The sequence below is a fragment of the Candidiatus Paracoxiella cheracis genome (assembly GCF_049348705.1).
GTDB lineage: Bacteria > Pseudomonadota > Gammaproteobacteria > Coxiellales > Coxiellaceae > Paracoxiella > Paracoxiella cheracis.
Genome location: NZ_CP186485.1, coordinates 99,107 through 118,338, shown reverse-complemented (window position 1 = coordinate 118,338; position 19,232 = coordinate 99,107). Strand labels below are relative to the sequence as shown.

Below are 19,232 nucleotides of genomic sequence, written 5' to 3'. Positions count from 1 at the left end.
AAAATTCCTGCTAGGGTTCTTCGATCTTTCGCAATCGTGGATCTAATGAATCCCTGACTGCATCTGCAAATAAATTTGCCGCGAGCACCAAAATAAACATAAAAATAAAGGCCGCCAATAACGGCCACCACACAATGGGTTCGCGCGCAAGCTGAAGGCGTGAGCTGTTAATCATGTTCCCCCAACTCATCGTGGTAGGATCAACACCGACACCCACATAAGATAATACGGCTTCTGCCAACACCAGCATACTGAAATCCAAAACCAAGGTGATTAACACGATATGCATCACATTTGGCATCACATGCCGCAGAATAATTCGGAACCGTCCTACGCCCAATGCTCGCGAAGCTTGCACATATTCTTGCTCACGTATTTTGAATGTTTCACCACGCAATAAGCGACATAAGCTTGCCCAGCTCGTCACGCCGAGAATTAAACAAAGCGCTAATAGTCGAGCATCTGCACGTTCTGTGAGTGTTGGAAATAATTGTGGGTGATTTTCAATATATACCTGTAAAACCAAAATAGCGGCAGAAATTAACAATACGCCCGGAATAGAGCTTAATGTGGTATATAAATATTGAATAGCATCATCCACCCAGCCACGAAAATAACCCGCTAGCATTCCTAAAATCAATGCAAACGGCAACATAAATAATGTGGTTAGCGTACCGATTAACAGCCCTGTACGAATGCTCTTAATTGCCTCATAAAATACATCGCGGCCAACTTGATCAGTTCCCAAAATATGGTAGTTCCCTACTAAAAATACAATGATTGAAATAAATAACCAAATAATTCCAAATGTGATCATCGCTTCACGCCAAGCAGCATTTGTTTTACCTTTAAATACAAGCTTAGCATATTGAGTCAAACCTTTATGATGACGGCGAGACAAAATCCACAACCAAACACAGGCAATGATACTAAAACTGCTCAGACCAACTAAAAAACCTAACATAGCTCGGATGGCAATATCGTTAGCACGATTATTAACGTTTTTTAAATTTAGACCTGCATATTTCAATTGTGGATAAGCACGTATCTCTCTACCATCAGGTAAAGTGACAATAGCTTTGTTGTATAAGTGCGTTGCGAAAGGAGCAGAATAGGTTTTCTCATCATTTTGCGCCAACGGGCCTACAATAATATCAAATAAGGATTCAATTTGTGTCGAGGTATAATCCTTGTCGACTTTCCGCGTTACTTCAAAATGAACAGAGTCCACTAGACCAATGAACGCATAAAAAAATAAAATAACCATTGCCACCATTGCTGTTTTTTGCTGCATGAGGCGACGCCAAGGCTCACGCAAATGAGGACGACGTCGAACATAAAAAGCAGCAACGATAGCAATCACTAATAAGGCATAAATCAGCCAGTCGGTGACTAACATTGCAAGGTGAATTTTCATTATGATCCTTTTGTTAACCGTACACGCGGGTCAACCAACGTATACGAAATGTCCGTCAAAATTAGCCCGATGATATATAATAAAGTACCTAAAAAAACCATCACGCGTACAATATCAAAGTCTTGTTGCGCAATAGCATCCACGGTGTAACTACCCAATCCTGGAATTCCAAAAAATGACTCCATGATTAAACTGCCTAAAAATAAAGTCGGAATAATAATAACAATGCCCGTTAAAATCGGAATCAATGCATTTTTTAATACATGCTTATATAAAACTAATATTTCAGACAATCCTTTGGAACGCGCCGTGCGCACATAATCTTTGTGTAACTCTTCTAAAACAATCGTTCGATACCAACGCGTGCTCGCACCAATACCACTGATAACACCAATAGCAATCGGCAGTGCTAAAAATTTAAAAGCCTCCCAACCACTCTGATAACCGGACAGCGGAACCAACCGCAATAGTTTTCCAAACAAATATTGACCGATAATAATATAAAATAACCCAGAGATAGACATCAGAATTATACAAACAATCATTCCCCAGGTATCAAAATAAGTGCCACGAAATAATCCTAAAAATAATGCAAAGGTAATGTTGATCCCAAGACCTACAAATAAAGTTGGAATTGCTAATGCTAAACTCGGCCACATACGCTGGCTGATGTCCTGACTGATATCACGTCCCTGATCAGATTCTCCAAAATGGAAAGTAAATAACTCAACTGATTTATTAAAAAATAAGGTGTCTGTTACAAATGTAACCCCTTTTTGGTTGTCATTATAAAAAAGCGGTTTATCGTAACCGTGCTGATGCTTCCAATGATCAATCGTTGCTTGTGTCACATGTCGCTCACCCAAATGAACACGGGCCATGTCATCCGGCGAATTAACCATAAAAAATAGCCCAAAAGTAATTAAATTCACACCGATTAAAATCGGAATAGCATACAAAATTCTTCGAATAATATAAGCGATCAATGTTTTCTCCTTTTTAGGTTGGGTCGATGTTCACGTCGCCAATAGGTTATCGTTAACGGTATAAATAATACGACAATAAATGCCAGCAACCCAAGCAACGGCCAGAAGATCGGTTGATTCCATTTTTCTCTTAATTCGGCGCGTTTTTTAACGTCGATACGCTCGTATTTTAATGTATTATTCGCAATTCCGTGTGGTTTAGAGACGCGATTCCATTGATGACTCAATGTAAACTCAATCGGATGAAAACCCCAGACCCAGGGGCTATCTTTTCGTACAATTTGTAAAAATTCATTTATTTTTTTCTGTCGCAGAGGTCCATTCGGCATATTACGAATTTCTTCAAACAATTTATCGGCTTTCGGGTTTGAATAGTTCGTCGCATTCTCACCACCATATTTTACCTTGCCATTGGGCCCGTATAACAAAAATAAGAAATTTTCAGGATCTGGATAATCGGCCAACCATCCCCATGAAAATATTTGTGCATTACCAGTGCGCACTTTATCGCGAAATCTATTATAGAGGGTTGCACGAACATTCAGTTGAATCCCAAGTTTTGCAAATTGTTTTCGAATCCAATTTAATTGTGCCTTGTCATCTGGATTACCTGTCGTTGCAACATCGTAATTTAAAATAAGTGGTTTTCCCGTTTTGGGATCGATCCCACCCGGATAGCCAGCTTCTGCTAATAATTTTTTAGCTTCACTTAATGATCGTCGTTTCAGTTTTCCTTGAAACCACACATAAGTATAAGGATTAATCCCACCTGCACCAGATACGTAACCGAAAATCCCCGGCGGAATTGGGCCTTGAGCAGGAATACCGCGCCCATTATAAAATATCGAAATATATTCTTCATAATCAAACGCTATCGCGATAGCCTGTCGCAATTTACGTTTTTTCTCGGAATAACCACCCACTACAGGATCAAGCATATTAAAACCGATATAAAAAATCCCAGGCGTTACCGTCGTTTTCAACCGGATACCCATTTTTTTCATTCGTGGTGTTAAATAAGGCTTTCCGTTTTTATCGATTTTTATAGCCTGATCGAAACTTTCAGCACCGATACCCGATTTATCGTAATAACCCTGCATGAATTTATTCCAACGCGGAATGCTTTCTTTATCCAAAACAAACACTATTTTGTTGATAAATGGCAAAGGCTTCCCAGCATCTGCTAAATACCCTTTATCTCGATCGCTTGTTTCGCCGTCACTTGGATAAAGTTCGAGGTGAAAATTGGGATTTTTTACCAACACAATTTGGCGGTTGGGATTGTTTTCTTCAATCATGTAAGGTCCGGTACCTACAGGATACCAATCAAACGTTATATTTTTTTCCTTCATACCCGGCTGTGAGTAGAAAGCATCAGCTTCCCAAGGAATAGGTGAGAAAAACGTCATCGCCAACCAATATTCAAATTGCGGATAAACACCCTTAATAATAATTTGATAGTGATAAGGACTTATCACTTTAACGCCTTCAAGCGAATATTTACGCAAATCGAGAAAATTGTTCTCACCTTGTTTTTTCACAATCAATTCGAGTTTTCTGCCATATTCAGAAAAACCTAAAATATATTTACTCATTAATCCATAAATTGACGAACTTGTTTTTGGAGAAGCAAGCCGTTTTATTTCGTAGGCATAATCGTCAGCGGTCAGTTCTCGCGTTCCAGTTTTAGGAAAGTCTTCGAGTGAATTCATTTTATCAATGAGAGAACGCGTTAAATCCAAATATAAATACTGCCCTTGTTTATTTTTAGCAAAAGCAGGGTGGGGTTGATAATAAATATTCGTTTTTATCAAAATATCGTAAACGCTGTATGCAACTTTTGATGGATTGACATCATCTGGCAGTTTTTTCCAATCAGCATCGTAATACGTAACTGTTGGCATTTGCGCTACCGTTAGTGGTACGAGTTGATAAGGCCGACGCAAGTAATGGTATTGTAACGGTGGTTCATAAATTTGTGCGATAATTTGGTATTCATCGGATGAATAAGCGCGCGCGGGGTCTAAGCTCTTGGGTTGACCGATGATTGGCGCGTAACGGACGTTCTGTTCATTGCCACCGCTGTGAGGGTTGTTCCAAGTAGCCCCAAGGCTATCGTAAGCAGCCAAGCCCAGAACTAATCCTAAGATGAGGGATATCCATTTCATTACTCTATTATGGACCCAAGGGCTTTTTTGAATCAACATCCAGACGGTGCCATTCTCAATGAAATTCAAAACACGCCTGATTTGCTATCTTACATCCAAGTGTCAGTGGATGAGAGTCAAAAAAATGGAATGATTAATATTAAAGATTTAAGCCTTTTTGAGAAATTTATAAAACTTTGCGCGGGTAGGATCGGCTCTGTTTTTGAAGCCAGTGGGTTAGCAAACGAAGTGGGGGTATCAAGCCACACAATTACGCATTGGCTATCGATATTAGGAGCGTCGTTTATTGTGTTTCGACTCCAGCCTTATTTTGAAAGTTTTGGTAAACCAATTATAAAATCGCCTAAGTTGTATTTTACTGACGTGGGGTTTGCTAGTTATTTACTGGATATTAAAACTATATCACAGCTAACACGCGATCCGCTTCGAGGTGCTGTATACGAAGGTTTAATGATTCTTGAATTAATGAAATATCGCTTTAATAAAGGCAAAAATCCGAATCTCTATTATTATCGCGATAACCATCAAAATGAAGTCGATGTCATTATTAAATATGGGCATGAATTAATTCCCATTGAAATTAAATCCTCTGAAACATTTCATAGCAGTTTTCTTAAAAATATAAACTAGTATCAAAAACTCGTCGGTGATTGTGCGCCGTTAGGGTATCTTGTTTATGGAGGAGTGCATACGCAAAAGGTTCGAGTAGCATTTGGAAGATATTAAGTTTTTGATATAATAGCTCACAAAATAAACAACCGAGACCCCCATGCAAGACTGGCAAAAGGCCTTATCCAACGCAGTTGAAAATACAGATGAGTTGCTAAGAACGCTTGAGCTAAACTCAGCACACTTAGACCCTGCAACACAGGCGGCGATCGCTCAGTTCCCCCTTCGGGTCCCGCGAGGGTTTGTCGCTCGCATGGAAAAAGGGAACCCGAATGATCCTTTGCTACTGCAAGTACTACCCACAAAGCAAGAAATGGGCCACTACCCCGGCTACACCCATGACCCGCTCGCCGAAAAAAACGCCAACCCAGTACCAGGGTTACTCCATAAATACCATGGTCGCGTTTTGCTGACACTCGCAGGTGGCTGCGCGATTAACTGTCGTTACTGCTTTCGCCGTCACTTTCCTTATGAGGAAAACATACCAAGCACTGATGGTTGGCAAAAAACTTTGGCATACATTGCAAATGATTCATCAATCGAAGAGGTCATATTCAGCGGCGGGGATCCGTTAATCATGAAAGATGCCCAGCTAGTGAAACTCGTTTCACAGCTTGAAAAAATTCAGCACCTAAAGCGCTTACGAATTCATACGCGAGTGCCCATCGTCATTCCAGAACGCATCAATACAGAATTGATTCACTGGATTCATACAACTCGGTTTAAAACCATTGTTGTTCTGCATTGTAATCATCCGAATGAAATTGACGATACGGTCATTGCCGCAATTAAAAAACTCCAAACCGTTCATGTAACGCTGCTAAATCAATCTGTTTTATTAAAAGACGTTAATGACAATGCACAGACATTAATTGCGTTGAGCCAAACGCTTTTCGACAATGGTGTGCTGCCTTATTATTTGCATTTACTGGATCGAGTGCAGGGCAGTGCCCACTTTGACGTAGACGAACAAAAAGCCAAACAAATAATTCAACGCATGATGAATCAATTGCCGGGCTATCTAGTGCCTAAATTAGTACGAGAAATCGCTGGCGCGCAGGCAAAAGTTCCCGTTTAATGCCGATCCTGTTCGTCAATTAACAAATCAGCTTGTTGCTGCACACGCTTTCTGAAGCCCAATGGATCAGGAATATAAAAATAATAATCTTCTGTGCCACCAGTGCCGATTATTACTATCGTACCGTAATTTAAAATACGGCCCATGATCGTTTGATCAACATGAATAGCTTCTAATTTCTGTAAGAAAATTTCTAATGAATTACGTCGTATCCAACCGGTTTTCATCAACACGCGTTTATTAGTAACGCCATATTCAGATGTGTAATATCTCACAAGAGCTTGTGCCAGCCAATAAACACCAGCCGCAAATACGGCAAATGCTATTAACTGATAAAGATCGTAACCGCCTAACAAATTAAACCGAAATGAAAAATAGGCAGGCCCATAACAATAAATTAAAAAAGCAAGAATAAAAGCCGCGACACAAGACCCAAAAACAACCCAGTGTGGCCGAGTCACGTACACTAATTTCTCATCAGAGAGCAGCGTTTCTCTGATAAATGGGTAGGGTAATTCTTGATTCGTTTTGCTTGTTGAGTTCATATTCATATCTAAGTCACCTCGTCTTCATACCATCATCACTGTTTTTACTTCTCCACTACTGCAATACTCTCCACTTTGCGAAAACCGCGCGGTAACTTGTTACCACGTCTGCCGCGCTCCCCCTGAAAATTTGCTAAATCATCTGGTTTCAACGTTAAACTACGCTTTCCAGAATACAATGCTAGACTACTATTTTCGTTTAATACCGCAACGCCTACACAGTACTCTTCTCGATTTGCCACACGCGCCGAAGGAACACTGATAATTTTATTTCCTTTGCCGCGCGGCAATTCTGGCAATTCTGCGATCGGAAAAACAAGCAAACGTCCTTCCGTCGTCACTGCCGCAACATATTGCGATTCTTTGTCTGTCACAAACTGAGGCGTTAACACGATTGAATTTTTTGGCGGCTTAATCACTGCCTTTCCGCTGCGATTTTTTACATAAAGATTTTCAAGCGGCGTTAAAAATCCATATCCTGCATCCGATGCTAATAAGCAAAGTTGATCCGGTGATCCCATTAGCATACCCACAAAAGTACTGCCAGGCGCTGGTTTTAATCGGCTTGTTAATGGCTCACCCAAACCACGCGCTGAAGGCAACGTATGCGCCAAAATCGAGTAGCTTTTGCCATTTGAATCAAGGAAAACAACTTGTTCGTTGCTGCGGCCTTGAACCTGACTGAAAAACTCATCACCCGATTTATAATTTAAGGACTCACCGCTCACCTCATGACCCTTTGCCGATCGTACCCAACCTTTTTTCGACATTACTACGGTCACCGGTTCAGCCGGTATCATGTCTTCTTCACGCATCGCTTGTGCTTCGGGACGCTCTACAATGGGTGAGCGACGCTCATCGCCGAAAGCTTCTTTGTCTGCTTTAATTTCACTGCGTACTAGCGTTTTTAACCGCGTTTTAGAGGCTAGTGTTTTTTCTAAATCATCACGCTCTGCTGCCAATTCGTTTTGCTCTGCGCGGATTTTCTTTTCTTCTAATTTTGCAAGTTGTCGCAGTTTAATTTCTAAAATCGCTTCGGCTTGTTTTTCACTTAATTTAAAGCGCTTCATCAACACGGGCTTGGGTTTATCTTCTTGACGAATGATCGCGATGATTTCATCTAAATTTAAAAACGCGATAATGAGACCTTCTAAAATATGCAATCGTGCGAGCACCTGCTCTAATCGATACTGCAATCGTTTTCGCACGGTTTCCAAACGAAACTCAAGCCACTCGTTGAGCAACCCCACCAAATTTTTAACTTCAGGACGGCCATTGATCCCAATCATGTTTAAGTTAACACGATAGCTTTTTTCTAAATCTGTCGTCGCAAATAAATGAGCCATTAATTCATGAATCTCTACACGACTGGAGCGCGGCGTAATGACCAAGCGCGTTGGATTTTCATGATCCGATTCGTCGCGAATATCACTCACCGTCGGTAATTTTTTGGCAAGCATTTGCGCTGCGATCTGTTCTAAAATTTTATTGCCAGATACCTGATGCGGCAGCGCGTTGATGACAATGTCACCGTTTTCTTTTTGATAAACCGCACGCATGCGAATACTGCCATTACCTGTGCGATACATCTTTCGAATCTCAACCAACGGGGTGATGATTTCCGCTGCCGTCGGATAATCGGGACCCTGAATGAATTTAGCAATATCGCGCAGCGTTGCCTTGGGATTATCGAGCAAATGCATACACGCATCAGCCACTTCTGCGAGATTATGCGGCGGAATATCAGTCGCCATACCAACCGCAATGCCCGAGCCGCCATTTAATAAGACGTTGGGCAGTCGCGCTGGCAACAACGCCGGCTCTTCTAATGAACCATCGAAATTGGGCAGCCAATCGACGGTGCCTTGCTGCAATTCAGACAACAAGACTTGCGCATAGGCAGACAATCGCGCTTCGGTATAACGCATGGCGGCAAAGGATTTAGGATCATCGACCGTACCCCAGTTGCCTTGGCCATCCACAAAAGGGTAGCGAAATGAAAAAGGTTGCGCCATTAACACCATGGCTTCATAGCAGGCCGTATCACCGTGGGGATGGAATTTACCAAGCACGTCACCGACGGTTCTCGCCGATTTCTTGTACTTAGTCGTTGATTTCAAACCTAATTCTGACATCGCGTAAACAATGCGACGCTGAACCGGCTTTAAGCCATCGGCGATGTTGGGCAAAGCCCGATCTAAAATCACATACATGGAGTAATCTAGATAGGCCTTCTCGGTGAACTCACCTAAGGGCTGTCGCTCGATTTCAGCGAGTATGTTTGGTTTTGTTTTCGCCATGTTAGTTTTCGATGTGATCCAGTAAGGTGATAGCAGTATAAGTGATTTCGGGGTCCGCTGTCATGTTTTGGTCAAAAACTGGAGTTAAAATATTTCCTAATCCCGAAGAGCGGCGGGGAGAGCAGAAACTCCATCGTCGCTGACGATACGGTGGGCACGACGACGGGATCTGTAGGGTTTATTCAAAAACAGTATTGTGAACTTGGCCCTACCATTATATGATAGCGAAAATTTTACAGGGACTTAAACCATGCATAAGCGTGTTTTGACATTATTAATTTCAATCGCACTTCTTTTAGGGTTGATCATCGTAGCCGACTTCGCCCTTGCGCTACCGCCAATCCCTAGATTGAAAAATTACGAATTTATTCAAGATTTTGTGGGTGGGGTAAACCTAAAAGATGCACGCATTTGTCGCCGTTATGTGCAAGCATCAAACTGCAGCTCAAAAACTGTGTTCAGCGATTTTAAAGATTGCGTCAAATCCGTTTTAACTAAACATCCAGTCTGCAAACAGTCGCTTGCGTTCTTTCATTTAACAGGCGGAGGCGTACTTAAATCAATTAGACGCTATCATAACATTGATGTCATCTTGGCAGATTATGTCTACATTGCTGATCAAGGCACAGGCTACTACATTATTACAAAATCGGGCGAGTATTTAACGCTGCCCATCAACGTTTCTCGAGAAGCTTTAAAGGCAGCCCCGGGTTATAACATGATCGCTAGAAAATATCCCCGAGTGGAATTATGGCAAATTCTCCATTTTCCGACCGCTAAGCGATTGCCACATCATCGTTATCGCTTGATTTTCACCCAGCAATTAAAAAATGGCTGTAATGCTTGTGCCTTAGCGGGCAGGGCAAAAGTTGCCTATGATTTTACGAACAACGGCTTGAAATTTTCTAACGTTAAAATCCTGCGATTAATTCCAAAGCGCTAAACTGTTACCTCGCTTCGGCGCCTGCCTCGTTGCCGGATTTTATTTTCCGGCACTTTCCACGCGCTCACATCAATTCGTTCTCGCGGTTTTAAAATATGATCGAATTCGCTCATGACACCCAGCGCAAAACAGATCGACAGAAATCGCTCTAATGAAATATGTCCGGTAGCTTCAAAGCGCTTCAAAGAGTAAACGTTGATATCAGCATAATCAGCCAGCTCTTGGCGCGACCATTTTTTACGCAGCCTTAAGGCTTTTAGTCGTCCCGCAAGCTCCTTCATCACTTTTGAGGGGGTTTTAACAGTGGTCATAACATATCCTTATTGTTTAATAGACAATATCATATCTTTTATTTGTCGATGTCGTCAAAAAAACAAGTTACGTCTTACTGAACATCTACATTCCAAAAATCCAAACCCTTCACAGTTGAAGCATTATTTATAACATGTTATGATACACCATGTTTATCTGGAGACGGAATCATGAACCTCAACGTTTACATCGAAGACGACCTCGGAAAAGAGATCAAACACCTCGCTAAAAAACTAGGCAAAAGTCGAAACTCCATCGTACGAGAGGCCCTTAAAGAATGGGTTGTCCTCCACGGTATTGCAGAGTGGCCTGAGTCCGTGCTTAAGTTTTCAGGTGTAAGCGATTTTACAGCGCTTGAAGAAGACCGAAAAATATTAAAGCCACCCGAAGAGGACCCATTTAAATGAAATACTTACTGGACACCTGCGTGATCAGCGACTTTATAAAGGGAAATCGCAACACTTTAATACGCCTCAAACAAACGCCCCCATCACAAATAATGATATCCAGCATCACTCTGATGGAAATAGAATACGGACTCGCATATAACAAAGAGCGCGCAAAAAAAATCGAAAAACCTATACACGACATTATTCACTGCACTACCACATTACCCTTTACCACAGGCGATGCCATTCAAGCTGCAAAAGCACGAGCTTACTTAAGGCAACGCGGCAATCCGATTGGCTATTACGATATCCTCATTGCGGGCGCTGCACTAAACAATAACTTAATATTGGTCTCGGCCAACGAAAAAGAATTTAACCGCTTAACGGGTCTGCAAGTCGAAAACTGGCGCGAATAAGTTTATACTGCTTTTATGAATGACCGCCAATACTCACCACTCGATCACATCATCATGCAAGTCAATAATGGGCTTGCCACTTTATTTTCCGACTTAATACCGGGCCGTCCCAATCCTGCAAATGATTTAAAAGAACCGAAACTCACTGCTGACGAAAAAAAACAAAGCATCGGTTACATGCGCGTGAATCACACGGGCGAAGTGTGCGCCCAAGCTCTCTATAATGGGCAAGCAATTACTGCACACAACAAAAAAACCCAAGCTATGTTAGAAAAAGCCTCTGCTGAAGAAACCGATCATTTAGCCTGGTGCCACGACCGATTAAAAGAATTAGGCGGTCACCGCAGCTATTTAAATATATTTTGGTATGGCAATTCTTTCGCAATGGGCATGATTGCCGGCTTGGCCGGTGACAAATGGAGCCTAGGTTTTGTCGAAGAAACCGAAAAACAAGTAGAAGCACATTTAGAAAGCCACTTAAATAAATTAGCCAAGCACGATAATAAAAGCCGAAAAATTGTCGAACAAATGAAGGCCGACGAAATTCAACACGCGCAGTCTGCCAAAAAAGCTGGCGCTGCAGAACTACCCAGCATCATCAAAAAATTAATGACACTTCACGCCAAGGTGATGACCACAACAGCGTATTTTATTTAACATTTGCGCTAGGCACACACGGACTTTATTTCAGAGCGTCAGTTGTGCGGCGTATTTCTTGTCGTCGACTGCAATTGAATTGCTATTTAAAGAAGCTGTATCCCTTGCTTTTAGTAAAGGATATGCCTTAATAGCAATCGAAATACTTATTAAACAAACTGCAAAAAATTCCTCAGCAACTGATGGCCTGGCTTTGTTAAAATCGACTCAGGATGAAACTGCACACCGGTTAACGCATACTCACGATGCTCAATCGCCATGATCTCATGAAACTTGCCATCTGACTGCTTTGTCCACGCTGTCACTTCAAACTCACTTGAAAGTGTATTTCGATCGACAATTAATGAATGATAGCGTGTGGCCTCAAACGGAATAGACACCTCTCGAAAAATACTTTTTTGCTCATGATAAATCTTTGAAACTTTACCATGCATGACTTTTTCGGCCGCAACAATACTTGCACCAAATGTCTGCGCAATCGCTTGATGACCTAAGCAAACACCCAGAATAGGAACTTTACCCGCAAAATTTTGAATAACCTCTAAGGTAACACCGGCCTGCTCAGGACGCCCTGGACCTGGCGATAAAATAATATGCTGCGGATTCAATTCAGCAATATCAGCCGACGTGATGTGGTCGTTATAATAAACGGATACTTCTGCACCGAGTTCTTGTAGATACTGGACTAAGTTATAAGTAAAGGAATCATAATTGTCGATCATTAATATCATGATGATAATTGCTTGCGCATTTTTGCAATTTCTTCATCATAATTTTTGGCATGAAATAATCCCGAGCCCACCACAAAAAAATCAGCACCCGCTTTTGCTACTTCACCAATGTTGCCTGTTTTAATCCCGCCATCAATGCCCAGCATCGCCTTGCTATTAATTTTTTTAAGAAGCTGTCGTGTCGAAGCAATTTTATCTAAACTACCAGCTATAAAAGATTGCCCGGCAAAACCGGGGTTCACAGACATTAATAAAATCAAATCGAGTTCTTTTAAAATTTCAGGATCGATATCCAATGGATTTTCTGGGTTAAACGCCAATCCTGTTTTCAGGCCAACATCACGAATTTTATGTAATGTTTCTTCAACACTTTTCACTGTTTCAGGGTGAAAGGTTAACAACGTCGCGCCCGCATCGGCAAACGGCTTGATATACGCTTCAGGATGCTCAACCATTAAATGCACGTCAATGGGTGCAGTAATGCCTGCTTTTCGCAGCGATTGACAAATTACGGCACCAAAACTTAAATTGGGAACAAAATGATGATCCATCACATCAAAATGAATATAATCGGCGCCCGCATCTAAGGCATCTTTAGCTTCATCACCTAAATGTGCAAAATCAGCGGCAAGAATAGAGGCAGAAATAATATTTTTGTGCATGGTTGAACTCCGTTTAAATTGCTCTCGCTTTTCGGATCTGCTCATACGCACTTTTAATTTGTTGCGTTTTTTGCGTGGCCATTTTAATCATTTCAGGCGGCAAGCCTTTTGACATCAATTTATCAGGATGATGCTGACTCATCAAGCGTCGATAGGCTTTCTTAATTTCCGCATCAGTTGATGTAGGTGCAACGCCTAACACTTCATAAGCATCGTTGATATATCGTTTGGGATCTTGCCGAGGAGCCTGTCGATACCGTTGGTAATTTTGCTCTGCTCGATACCGTTGTTCATATTGATTGAAATTAAATCCAGCCACGCCCAATTGTTGGCACATGCTCTCTAATACCTGGCGCTTGCGATCACTGATGGTTCGTCCATCTGCGTAGGCCATTTGTATTTGTATTTCTACAAACATACGCAACAAATTCGGTTGAAATAAACAAACTTGTTTCAACTGGGCGATCGTGTCATGCGGATTAAAATGTGGTTGCTTGCCTTCCGTAAACAAACGAATGGCTTCGCGCTTCATGCTATCACTCAAACCCATATTATTCATGACATGCCGCGCCGCTCGGATTTCATTTTCAGACACACGTCCGTCCGATTTTGCCACGTAACCCATCATCATGAATGTCGCATTAAAAAATACGCCTTGCACTCTCGATTGATTCGTCCGAGAATAGATGGCCGAACTCAATAATTTTCGCAGAAACCCTTGATCGACGAGGTGGCCGAGAAACAAACCAATGACCACACCAACGGGACCGCCGAATATAAAACCAATCACCATACCCAGGATTTTGCCAGTCCAGTTCATAGTCTCGTTACACGTTTAATATGATAATATGACAACAAGTTAACTCAGGATCCAATGTATGCCTTTAGAAGAAAAAAAATTTCTAGACAACCAAATCGCTATCGAAGCTTGGTTGCGCCAACAATGGCTCAAGACACCACCGCCTTTTTACAGCTCCGTCGACTTGCGTAATGCAGGTTTCAAAATAGCACCCGTTGACACCAACTTATTCCCGGCTGGCTTCAACAACTTAAATCCTGCGCTTATGCCTTTGTATATACAGGCCGTGCAAGCCACTATAGCGGAGATTTGTCCAGAAGTCACACGATTGCTCATTATACCAGAAAGCCATTCCCGAAATGTGTTTTATTTCGAGAACTTAAGTATGCTCCATGAAATCCTCACCACCGCGGGTTTCCAAGTTCGCATCGGCTCAATGGATGAATCACTCACCCAACCTCTAGAACAAACACTACCTTCCGGTCGCAAAATTACGATCGAACCTCTTCAGCGTAAAAACGATGAGGTAGGGGTTACGGATTTTTTCCCGTGTTGTATGATCTTAAATAATGACCTATCCGGTGGCGTGCCCGACAAACTCAAGAATTTAAAACAAACGATCATGCCGTCCCCGCTATTGGGCTGGTCGCGCCGACTGAAGTCAGAACATTTCAGTGCCTACGAAAAAGTCGCAACGGAGTTTGCAACTGACGTGCTCAATATCGACCCCTGGTTAATTAGCCCGCTCTTTGATCATTGTCCTGAAGTTGATTTCATGAAAAAAGAAGGACAGGAGTGCTTGGCAACACGCGCAGAAGGTCTGCTCAATCAAATCAAAAAAAAATACGCTGAATACAACATCGATCAAAAACCATTTTTAGTCGTGAAGGCCGACGCGGGGACTTACGGCATGGCGGTGATGATGATCCAAGACCCCAATGAACTGCGCGAACTTAATCGCAAACAACGCACACGCATGTCAACCTCAAAAGGTGGTGTCGCGGTTACCAAAGCTATCGTGCAAGAGGGCGTTTACACTTTTGAAACTGCGAGCAAAGATAATGCCGTTGCAGAGCCAGTGCTCTATTCATTTGGACGACATGTCATCGGTGGATTTTACCGTATTCATAAAAATCGCGGGCCAAATGAAAACTTAAATGCACCCGGCATGGATTTCATTCCACTCGCCTTTGATGAGCCTTGCAATACGCCTTGTCGCGAGAACTCTCAAGCAAAAAATCGATTTTATGTTTACGGCGTCATTTCTCGTTTAGCCTGTCTTGCGTCTGCACGGGAATTAACTGCATTTGAAGGAGAAACTGTGTGACATTAAAACTCGGCGTGTTAATGGACCCCATCGCTTCCATCAATATTAAAAAAGATACGACCTTTGCTATGCTTTTAGAAGCACAAGCGCGCAACATGGAAATTTATTACCTAGAACCCACCGATATTTGGTTGCAAGATGGATTAACCTGGGGACGAATGCGGCCTCTTCATGTGACAGACGATGCATCACATTGGTTTGAGTTAGATGAAATAATCGAGCAGCCACTCACCGAACTCGATGTTTTATTAATGCGAAAAGACCCGCCGTTCAACATGGAATACATTTATTTAACGTATTTATTAGAACACGCAGAAGCAAATGGATTATTCGTATTAAATAAACCATCGAGCTTACGCGATGCCAATGAAAAAATGTACGCCGCGTGGTTTCCCCAATGTTGCCCTAAAACATTAGTGACATCCCAACCTGAACTAATCAAAGAATTTGCACACAATGAACATGACATTATCATAAAACCTTTAGGCGGCATGGCCGGTCGCTCAATTTTTCATGTGAAAGCTAACGACTCTAACTTGCCGGTAATCATCGAAACGATGACGCAAGACGGCCGGCAGCTCGTGATGGCGCAACGATTCATTCCCGACATTAAAGACGGCGACAAGCGCATTATTGTAATCAATGGTGAGCCTGTGCCTTATGCGTTAGCACGAATCCCGGCGGCGGGCGATTTTCGGGGTAACTTAGCGATGGGCGCAAAAGGCGAGGGACGCGAACTCACCGATCATGACCAATGGATTTGCGAACAAGTAGGCCCAACACTCCGTGATAAGGGACTGTGGTTTGTGGGGCTGGATGTGATCGGGGACTACCTCACCGAAATCAATGTCACGAGCCCAACGGGGGCCCGTGAATTAGATGCCCAATTCGGCCTCAACATCGCCGGTGATTTGATGGATTTCATAGAAGATCAGGTCGGCTAACCTCGCAGCCCGGCCATTTTACCCATTTTTGGGATCGCAATTCCTATTTTTCCCCTATTTTTGGGATTTCAATTCCTATTTTTAGTGGTAAAATGGGAACATGTATCCCAGATTGCTAAAAATATCTCCTGACTCACCAAAAAGCTTCTTCCTCTTTAGCCCAAGGGGAACTGGCAAAACTTCTTGGGTTCGATCGAATTTCAGCAACTCCCTTTACCTGGATTTGCTAGACAGCGAAATCTATACGACTCTGCAAAACAATCCCAAGCATCTTGAAGAACTTATACCACCCCAGTTTAAAGGGTGGGTCATTTTAGATGAGGTGCAGAAATTGCCGAGTTTATTAAATGAGATTCACCGACTCATTGAAGGCTACCGCTTCAAATTTATTTTAACAGGCTCTAGTGCTCGAAGCTTAAGGCGACGCGGTGTAAATTTATTAGCGGGGCGCGCTTTACATTATTCCATGTACCCATTAACAGCCATAGAATTAGGTGAAGATTTCGATCTCAATAGAGCCATTCATTACGGTCAACTCCCCTCCATTCCAAGTGAACCTGACCCAGCACTATATTTAAAAACGTATGTTAAAACTTATTTGCGTGAAGAAGTTTTACAAGAAGGGTTAACTCGTAATTTAGGTATTTTTTCTCGTTTCTTGGAAACAGCCAGTTTTTCACAAGGCTCCTTACTTAACACGTCCGCCATTGCCAGGGAGATTGGCAAAGATCCTAAAACCGTTCGTAATTTTTTCGATTTGCTAGAAGATCTGCTGCTTGGCCACAGATTAACTATTTTTACTAAAAGAGCAAAACGCAAACTAGTAACACATCCAAAATTTTATTTTTTTGATGTTGGGGTATATCGATCATTGCGTCCTGTGGGGCCCCTAGATGTTCCTGAAGAAATCAATGGTATTGCAATGGAAAGTTTTTTCCTTCAAGAATTAAAAGCCATTAATGATTACTTTCAGCTTGATTACAACCTATATTTCTGGAGAACTCAAGAAGGCATAGAGGTGGATTTTATTGCTTATGGTGAAAAAGGTTTAATTGCTTTTGAAGTCAAAAGCAAAGACTACATTGATAAGAAAGATTTAAAAAATTTGAAACTCTTCGAAAAAGAATATCCAAATGCCAAATTATATTTAATTTATTCTGGCAAGCTTAAAAAATATGTTGATAATATCGAAATTATTCCTATCTCAGAAGCAGTGAAATCCCTGCCCAGACTCTTAAATTATGAAGAATAATATTACTGCCATCGCCGCTCAAAACAAACATTGCTCTGCTAAGGCGAAACGATTAGCACTGAAACTAAACTTGCCTTTCGTTGCTATCGACAATCATGATTACCCAACTTTATTGGTTGTCACCGACACACGTTTAGAACTGCGATTAACGGAACCAAAATCACCCGGACCTGTTTACGTGGATTTTTTATCGGGAACGCTAGCACACCGACGTCAGTTTGGCGGCGGACGCGGACAATTAATCGCAAAAGCCATCGGCATACAACCTAAAAAACAACTGTCTGTTTTAGATGTCACTGCGGGTTTAGGGCGCGATGCCTTTGTGTTAGCTAATTTAGGCTGCAAAGTCACCATGATCGAACGCAACCCCATAATTGCTGCATTACTACAAGATGGTTTAAAACGCGCAAAAGAAGAAGAGTGGTTTAAAACATTAACGTTAAAATTAATCGAAGATGATGCAATACATTTTTTAAAAAATTTAAAAAACCTACCCGATGTTATTTATATCGACCCCATGTTTCCCACTCGAAAAAAATCAGCGCTTGTCAAAAAAGAAATGCGTGTGTTACGCCACGTGGTCGGTGAGGATGAGGATGCTGCAGCGTTACTATCGTTAGCGATCACAAAAGCAAAAAAACGTGTTGTTGTAAAACGCTCACGATTAGCACCAACTATTCAAGGCTGCGAACCTGACCTTGTCTTTCAAGGAAAAAGTAGCCGTTTCGATGTCTATTTAAAGAGTTAATTTTGTACATCCTGATGCAAAATTTCCGGGATGACGAGGTTACGTTGAGTCATCCACTATCGAGCGGTATTTCAATTGCGGCAGAGGGGTTGGTGTTACTGTTTTGCGGGCGTAAGTACCATGGAAGTACTTAGCAGCCAAGGACGGCGATTCCCGAAAAACAGTAACCCCAGCCTCGTGAGCCAAGCAATTGAAATTCAAGGCGCTCAACCACAATACAATACTGCACGGTTGAGATTTCTCGCGTTACTCGAAATGACGCCACAGGGTTGGTATGACGCTCCGAAATACAGTCAAACATGTAGTTACTTAATTTTTTACATCCACGAAAAAATATGCTGTAATCACAAAATATGGACAAAGTTAACCACATCAAAGGATTCATCTCGACTGCACACCAACAGGTTATCGCAGCGCTGCCGAGGATTATCACCGGCGTTATCGTTTTCATCGTCGCTTGGATAATTGCGTTAATTGTGAGGTCGATCATAAGTCGCTTATCCAACCACACAATGAGTCGTCGTTACTTATTCGCGCTCTTAGCTAAGGTCGCTTACGTTGTCATCATCATTATCGGGATTATCACCGCACTCGAGACAATGGGCATTAATGTTTTGGCGCTTGTGACTGGACTTGGCTTGGCGAGTTTTGCTGTCGGTTTTGCATTAAAAGATTCTTTATCGAATACGTTAGCAGGATTCATCATTTTATATTATGAACCCTTCAGGATCGGCGACACCATCGGTGTCACTAATGAAAATGGCAGGGTGACTGAAATTAATTTGCGCTACACGGTCCTGCAATCAGAGGGCAAGCACATCATGGTGCCAAACTCAACGGTGCTCACGAATACCGTTATTGTGCAGGATTAATGAATTCCAATTTGCCT

20 protein-coding genes are annotated in these 19,232 nt (G+C 42.0%); 11 read left to right on the top strand and 9 right to left on the bottom strand.

The window, feature by feature from the left end:
• Positions 1-10: 10 nt before the first annotated feature.
• The 3 genes from ACJMKR_RS00605 to ACJMKR_RS00595 are packed head-to-tail and all read right to left on the bottom strand — an operon-like array spanning position 11 to position 4,571.
• Entirely contained in the window at positions 11-1,417 is a 1,407-nt protein-coding gene (locus tag ACJMKR_RS00605; protein ID WP_423063336.1) for an ABC transporter permease, read from the bottom strand.
• The gene (locus ACJMKR_RS00600) at positions 1,417-2,403 is read right to left on the bottom strand and encodes an ABC transporter permease (protein WP_423063335.1); all 987 of its coding nucleotides are present in this window, start codon (positions 2,401-2,403) and stop codon (positions 1,417-1,419) included. The genes ACJMKR_RS00605 and ACJMKR_RS00600 overlap by 1 nt, the downstream gene beginning before the upstream one ends.
• Positions 2,400-4,571 (bottom strand): ABC transporter substrate-binding protein, encoded by a 2,172-nt coding sequence (locus ACJMKR_RS00595; protein WP_423063334.1) that lies wholly within the window; start codon positions 4,569-4,571, stop codon positions 2,400-2,402. Before ACJMKR_RS00595 ends, ACJMKR_RS00600 begins: the two co-directional genes overlap by 4 nt.
• A 27-nt stretch (positions 4,572-4,598) precedes the next feature.
• On the opposite strand from ACJMKR_RS00595, the gene ACJMKR_RS00590 reads away from it, so the two are divergent.
• Both ACJMKR_RS00590 and epmB read left to right on the top strand, forming a co-directional pair.
• Positions 4,599-5,201, top strand: a complete 603-nt coding sequence (locus ACJMKR_RS00590; RefSeq protein ID WP_423063333.1) for a DUF4143 domain-containing protein — start codon at positions 4,599-4,601, stop codon at positions 5,199-5,201.
• Positions 5,202-5,340: 139 nt separating this feature from the next.
• The gene (gene epmB / locus ACJMKR_RS00585) at positions 5,341-6,318 is read left to right on the top strand and encodes an EF-P beta-lysylation protein EpmB (protein WP_423063332.1); all 978 of its coding nucleotides are present in this window, start codon (positions 5,341-5,343) and stop codon (positions 6,316-6,318) included.
• Here epmB and ACJMKR_RS00580 read toward each other — a convergent pair.
• The gene (locus ACJMKR_RS00580; RefSeq protein ID WP_423063331.1) at positions 6,315-6,869 is read right to left on the bottom strand and encodes a PH domain-containing protein; all 555 of its coding nucleotides are present in this window, start codon (positions 6,867-6,869) and stop codon (positions 6,315-6,317) included. The genes epmB and ACJMKR_RS00580 overlap by 4 nt on opposite strands.
• A gap of 38 nt (positions 6,870-6,907) precedes the next feature.
• Positions 6,908-9,163 (bottom strand): DNA topoisomerase IV subunit A, encoded by a 2,256-nt coding sequence (gene parC, locus ACJMKR_RS00575; protein WP_423063330.1) that lies wholly within the window; start codon positions 9,161-9,163, stop codon positions 6,908-6,910.
• Between the two features lie 250 nt (positions 9,164-9,413).
• On the opposite strand from parC, the gene ACJMKR_RS00570 reads away from it, so the two are divergent.
• On the top strand, positions 9,414-10,106 hold the full coding sequence (locus tag ACJMKR_RS00570) for a hypothetical protein (RefSeq protein ID WP_423063329.1): 693 nt from the start codon (positions 9,414-9,416) through the stop codon (positions 10,104-10,106).
• On the opposite strand, the gene ACJMKR_RS00565 is transcribed toward ACJMKR_RS00570, so the two are convergent.
• Positions 10,103-10,417, bottom strand: a complete 315-nt coding sequence (locus ACJMKR_RS00565) for a helix-turn-helix domain-containing protein (protein ID WP_423063328.1) — start codon at positions 10,415-10,417, stop codon at positions 10,103-10,105. The genes ACJMKR_RS00570 and ACJMKR_RS00565 overlap by 4 nt on opposite strands.
• Before the next feature lie 171 nt (positions 10,418-10,588).
• On the opposite strand from ACJMKR_RS00565, the gene ACJMKR_RS00560 reads away from it, so the two are divergent.
• From ACJMKR_RS00560 to coq7, 3 genes are read left to right on the top strand one after another with little or no spacing between them, the layout of a single operon-like run.
• On the top strand, positions 10,589-10,825 hold the full coding sequence (locus ACJMKR_RS00560) for a ribbon-helix-helix domain-containing protein (RefSeq protein WP_423063327.1): 237 nt from the start codon (positions 10,589-10,591) through the stop codon (positions 10,823-10,825).
• Positions 10,822-11,223 (top strand): type II toxin-antitoxin system VapC family toxin, encoded by a 402-nt coding sequence (locus tag ACJMKR_RS00555; protein WP_423063326.1) that lies wholly within the window; start codon positions 10,822-10,824, stop codon positions 11,221-11,223. The genes ACJMKR_RS00560 and ACJMKR_RS00555 overlap by 4 nt, the downstream gene beginning before the upstream one ends.
• A gap of 15 nt (positions 11,224-11,238) precedes the next feature.
• The gene (gene coq7 / locus ACJMKR_RS00550; RefSeq protein ID WP_423063325.1) at positions 11,239-11,880 is read left to right on the top strand and encodes a 2-polyprenyl-3-methyl-6-methoxy-1,4-benzoquinone monooxygenase; all 642 of its coding nucleotides are present in this window, start codon (positions 11,239-11,241) and stop codon (positions 11,878-11,880) included.
• Between the two features lie 149 nt (positions 11,881-12,029).
• Here coq7 and ACJMKR_RS00545 read toward each other — a convergent pair whose 3' ends face one another.
• From ACJMKR_RS00545 to djlA, 3 genes are read right to left on the bottom strand one after another with little or no spacing between them, the layout of a single operon-like run.
• Positions 12,030-12,611, bottom strand: a complete 582-nt coding sequence (locus tag ACJMKR_RS00545; protein ID WP_423063324.1) for an anthranilate synthase component II — start codon at positions 12,609-12,611, stop codon at positions 12,030-12,032.
• A complete protein-coding gene (gene rpe / locus ACJMKR_RS00540; RefSeq protein ID WP_423063323.1) occupies positions 12,608-13,273 on the bottom strand; it encodes a ribulose-phosphate 3-epimerase in 666 nt (221 codons plus the stop codon). Before rpe ends, ACJMKR_RS00545 begins: the two co-directional genes overlap by 4 nt.
• A gap of 13 nt (positions 13,274-13,286) precedes the next feature.
• Positions 13,287-14,093, bottom strand: a complete 807-nt coding sequence (djlA, locus tag ACJMKR_RS00535; RefSeq protein ID WP_423063322.1) for a co-chaperone DjlA — start codon at positions 14,091-14,093, stop codon at positions 13,287-13,289.
• Between the two features lie 58 nt (positions 14,094-14,151).
• Between djlA and gshA the strand changes: the two genes are divergently transcribed.
• From gshA to ACJMKR_RS00510, 5 genes are all read left to right on the top strand, one after another.
• A complete protein-coding gene (gene gshA, locus ACJMKR_RS00530) occupies positions 14,152-15,399 on the top strand; it encodes a glutamate--cysteine ligase (RefSeq protein WP_423063321.1) in 1,248 nt (415 codons plus the stop codon).
• Positions 15,396-16,343 (top strand): glutathione synthase, encoded by a 948-nt coding sequence (gene gshB / locus ACJMKR_RS00525; protein ID WP_423063320.1) that lies wholly within the window; start codon positions 15,396-15,398, stop codon positions 16,341-16,343. Before gshA ends, gshB begins: the two co-directional genes overlap by 4 nt.
• Before the next feature lie 100 nt (positions 16,344-16,443).
• On the top strand, positions 16,444-17,595 hold the full coding sequence (locus ACJMKR_RS00520; protein ID WP_423063319.1) for an ATP-binding protein: 1,152 nt from the start codon (positions 16,444-16,446) through the stop codon (positions 17,593-17,595).
• Complete coding sequence (locus tag ACJMKR_RS00515; protein ID WP_423063318.1) at positions 17,585-18,343, top strand: class I SAM-dependent methyltransferase; 759 nt, start codon at positions 17,585-17,587, stop codon at positions 18,341-18,343. The genes ACJMKR_RS00520 and ACJMKR_RS00515 overlap by 11 nt, the downstream gene beginning before the upstream one ends.
• Before the next feature lie 353 nt (positions 18,344-18,696).
• Positions 18,697-19,215 (top strand): mechanosensitive ion channel family protein, encoded by a 519-nt coding sequence (locus ACJMKR_RS00510; RefSeq protein WP_423063317.1) that lies wholly within the window; start codon positions 18,697-18,699, stop codon positions 19,213-19,215.
• Positions 19,216-19,232: the final 17 nt, after the last annotated feature.

What these genes read in the sequence shown, in the direction of transcription:
- ACJMKR_RS00605 (WP_423063336.1), bottom strand. Translation starts at nt 1,417, where the DNA reads ATGAAAATTCACCTTGCAATGTTAGTCACCGACTGGCTGATTTATGCC.
- ACJMKR_RS00595 (WP_423063334.1), bottom strand. Translation starts at nt 4,571, where the DNA reads ATGAAATGGATATCCCTCATCTTAGGATTAGTTCTGGGCTTGGCTGCT.
- epmB (WP_423063332.1), top strand. Translation starts at nt 5,341, where the DNA reads ATGCAAGACTGGCAAAAGGCCTTATCCAACGCAGTTGAAAATACAGAT.
- ACJMKR_RS00580 (WP_423063331.1), bottom strand. Translation starts at nt 6,869, where the DNA reads ATGAATATGAACTCAACAAGCAAAACGAATCAAGAATTACCCTACCCA.
- parC (WP_423063330.1), bottom strand. Translation starts at nt 9,163, where the DNA reads ATGGCGAAAACAAAACCAAACATACTCGCTGAAATCGAGCGACAGCCC.
- ACJMKR_RS00570 (WP_423063329.1), top strand. Translation starts at nt 9,414, where the DNA reads ATGCATAAGCGTGTTTTGACATTATTAATTTCAATCGCACTTCTTTTA.
- ACJMKR_RS00565 (WP_423063328.1), bottom strand. Translation starts at nt 10,417, where the DNA reads ATGACCACTGTTAAAACCCCCTCAAAAGTGATGAAGGAGCTTGCGGGA.
- ACJMKR_RS00560 (WP_423063327.1), top strand. Translation starts at nt 10,589, where the DNA reads ATGAACCTCAACGTTTACATCGAAGACGACCTCGGAAAAGAGATCAAA.
- ACJMKR_RS00555 (WP_423063326.1), top strand. Translation starts at nt 10,822, where the DNA reads ATGAAATACTTACTGGACACCTGCGTGATCAGCGACTTTATAAAGGGA.
- coq7 (WP_423063325.1), top strand. Translation starts at nt 11,239, where the DNA reads ATGAATGACCGCCAATACTCACCACTCGATCACATCATCATGCAAGTC.
- ACJMKR_RS00545 (WP_423063324.1), bottom strand. Translation starts at nt 12,611, where the DNA reads ATGATATTAATGATCGACAATTATGATTCCTTTACTTATAACTTAGTC.
- rpe (WP_423063323.1), bottom strand. Translation starts at nt 13,273, where the DNA reads ATGCACAAAAATATTATTTCTGCCTCTATTCTTGCCGCTGATTTTGCA.
- djlA (WP_423063322.1), bottom strand. Translation starts at nt 14,093, where the DNA reads ATGAACTGGACTGGCAAAATCCTGGGTATGGTGATTGGTTTTATATTC.
- gshA (WP_423063321.1), top strand. Translation starts at nt 14,152, where the DNA reads ATGCCTTTAGAAGAAAAAAAATTTCTAGACAACCAAATCGCTATCGAA.
- ACJMKR_RS00520 (WP_423063319.1), top strand. Translation starts at nt 16,444, where the DNA reads ATGTATCCCAGATTGCTAAAAATATCTCCTGACTCACCAAAAAGCTTC.
- ACJMKR_RS00515 (WP_423063318.1), top strand. Translation starts at nt 17,585, where the DNA reads ATGAAGAATAATATTACTGCCATCGCCGCTCAAAACAAACATTGCTCT.
- ACJMKR_RS00510 (WP_423063317.1), top strand. Translation starts at nt 18,697, where the DNA reads ATGGACAAAGTTAACCACATCAAAGGATTCATCTCGACTGCACACCAA.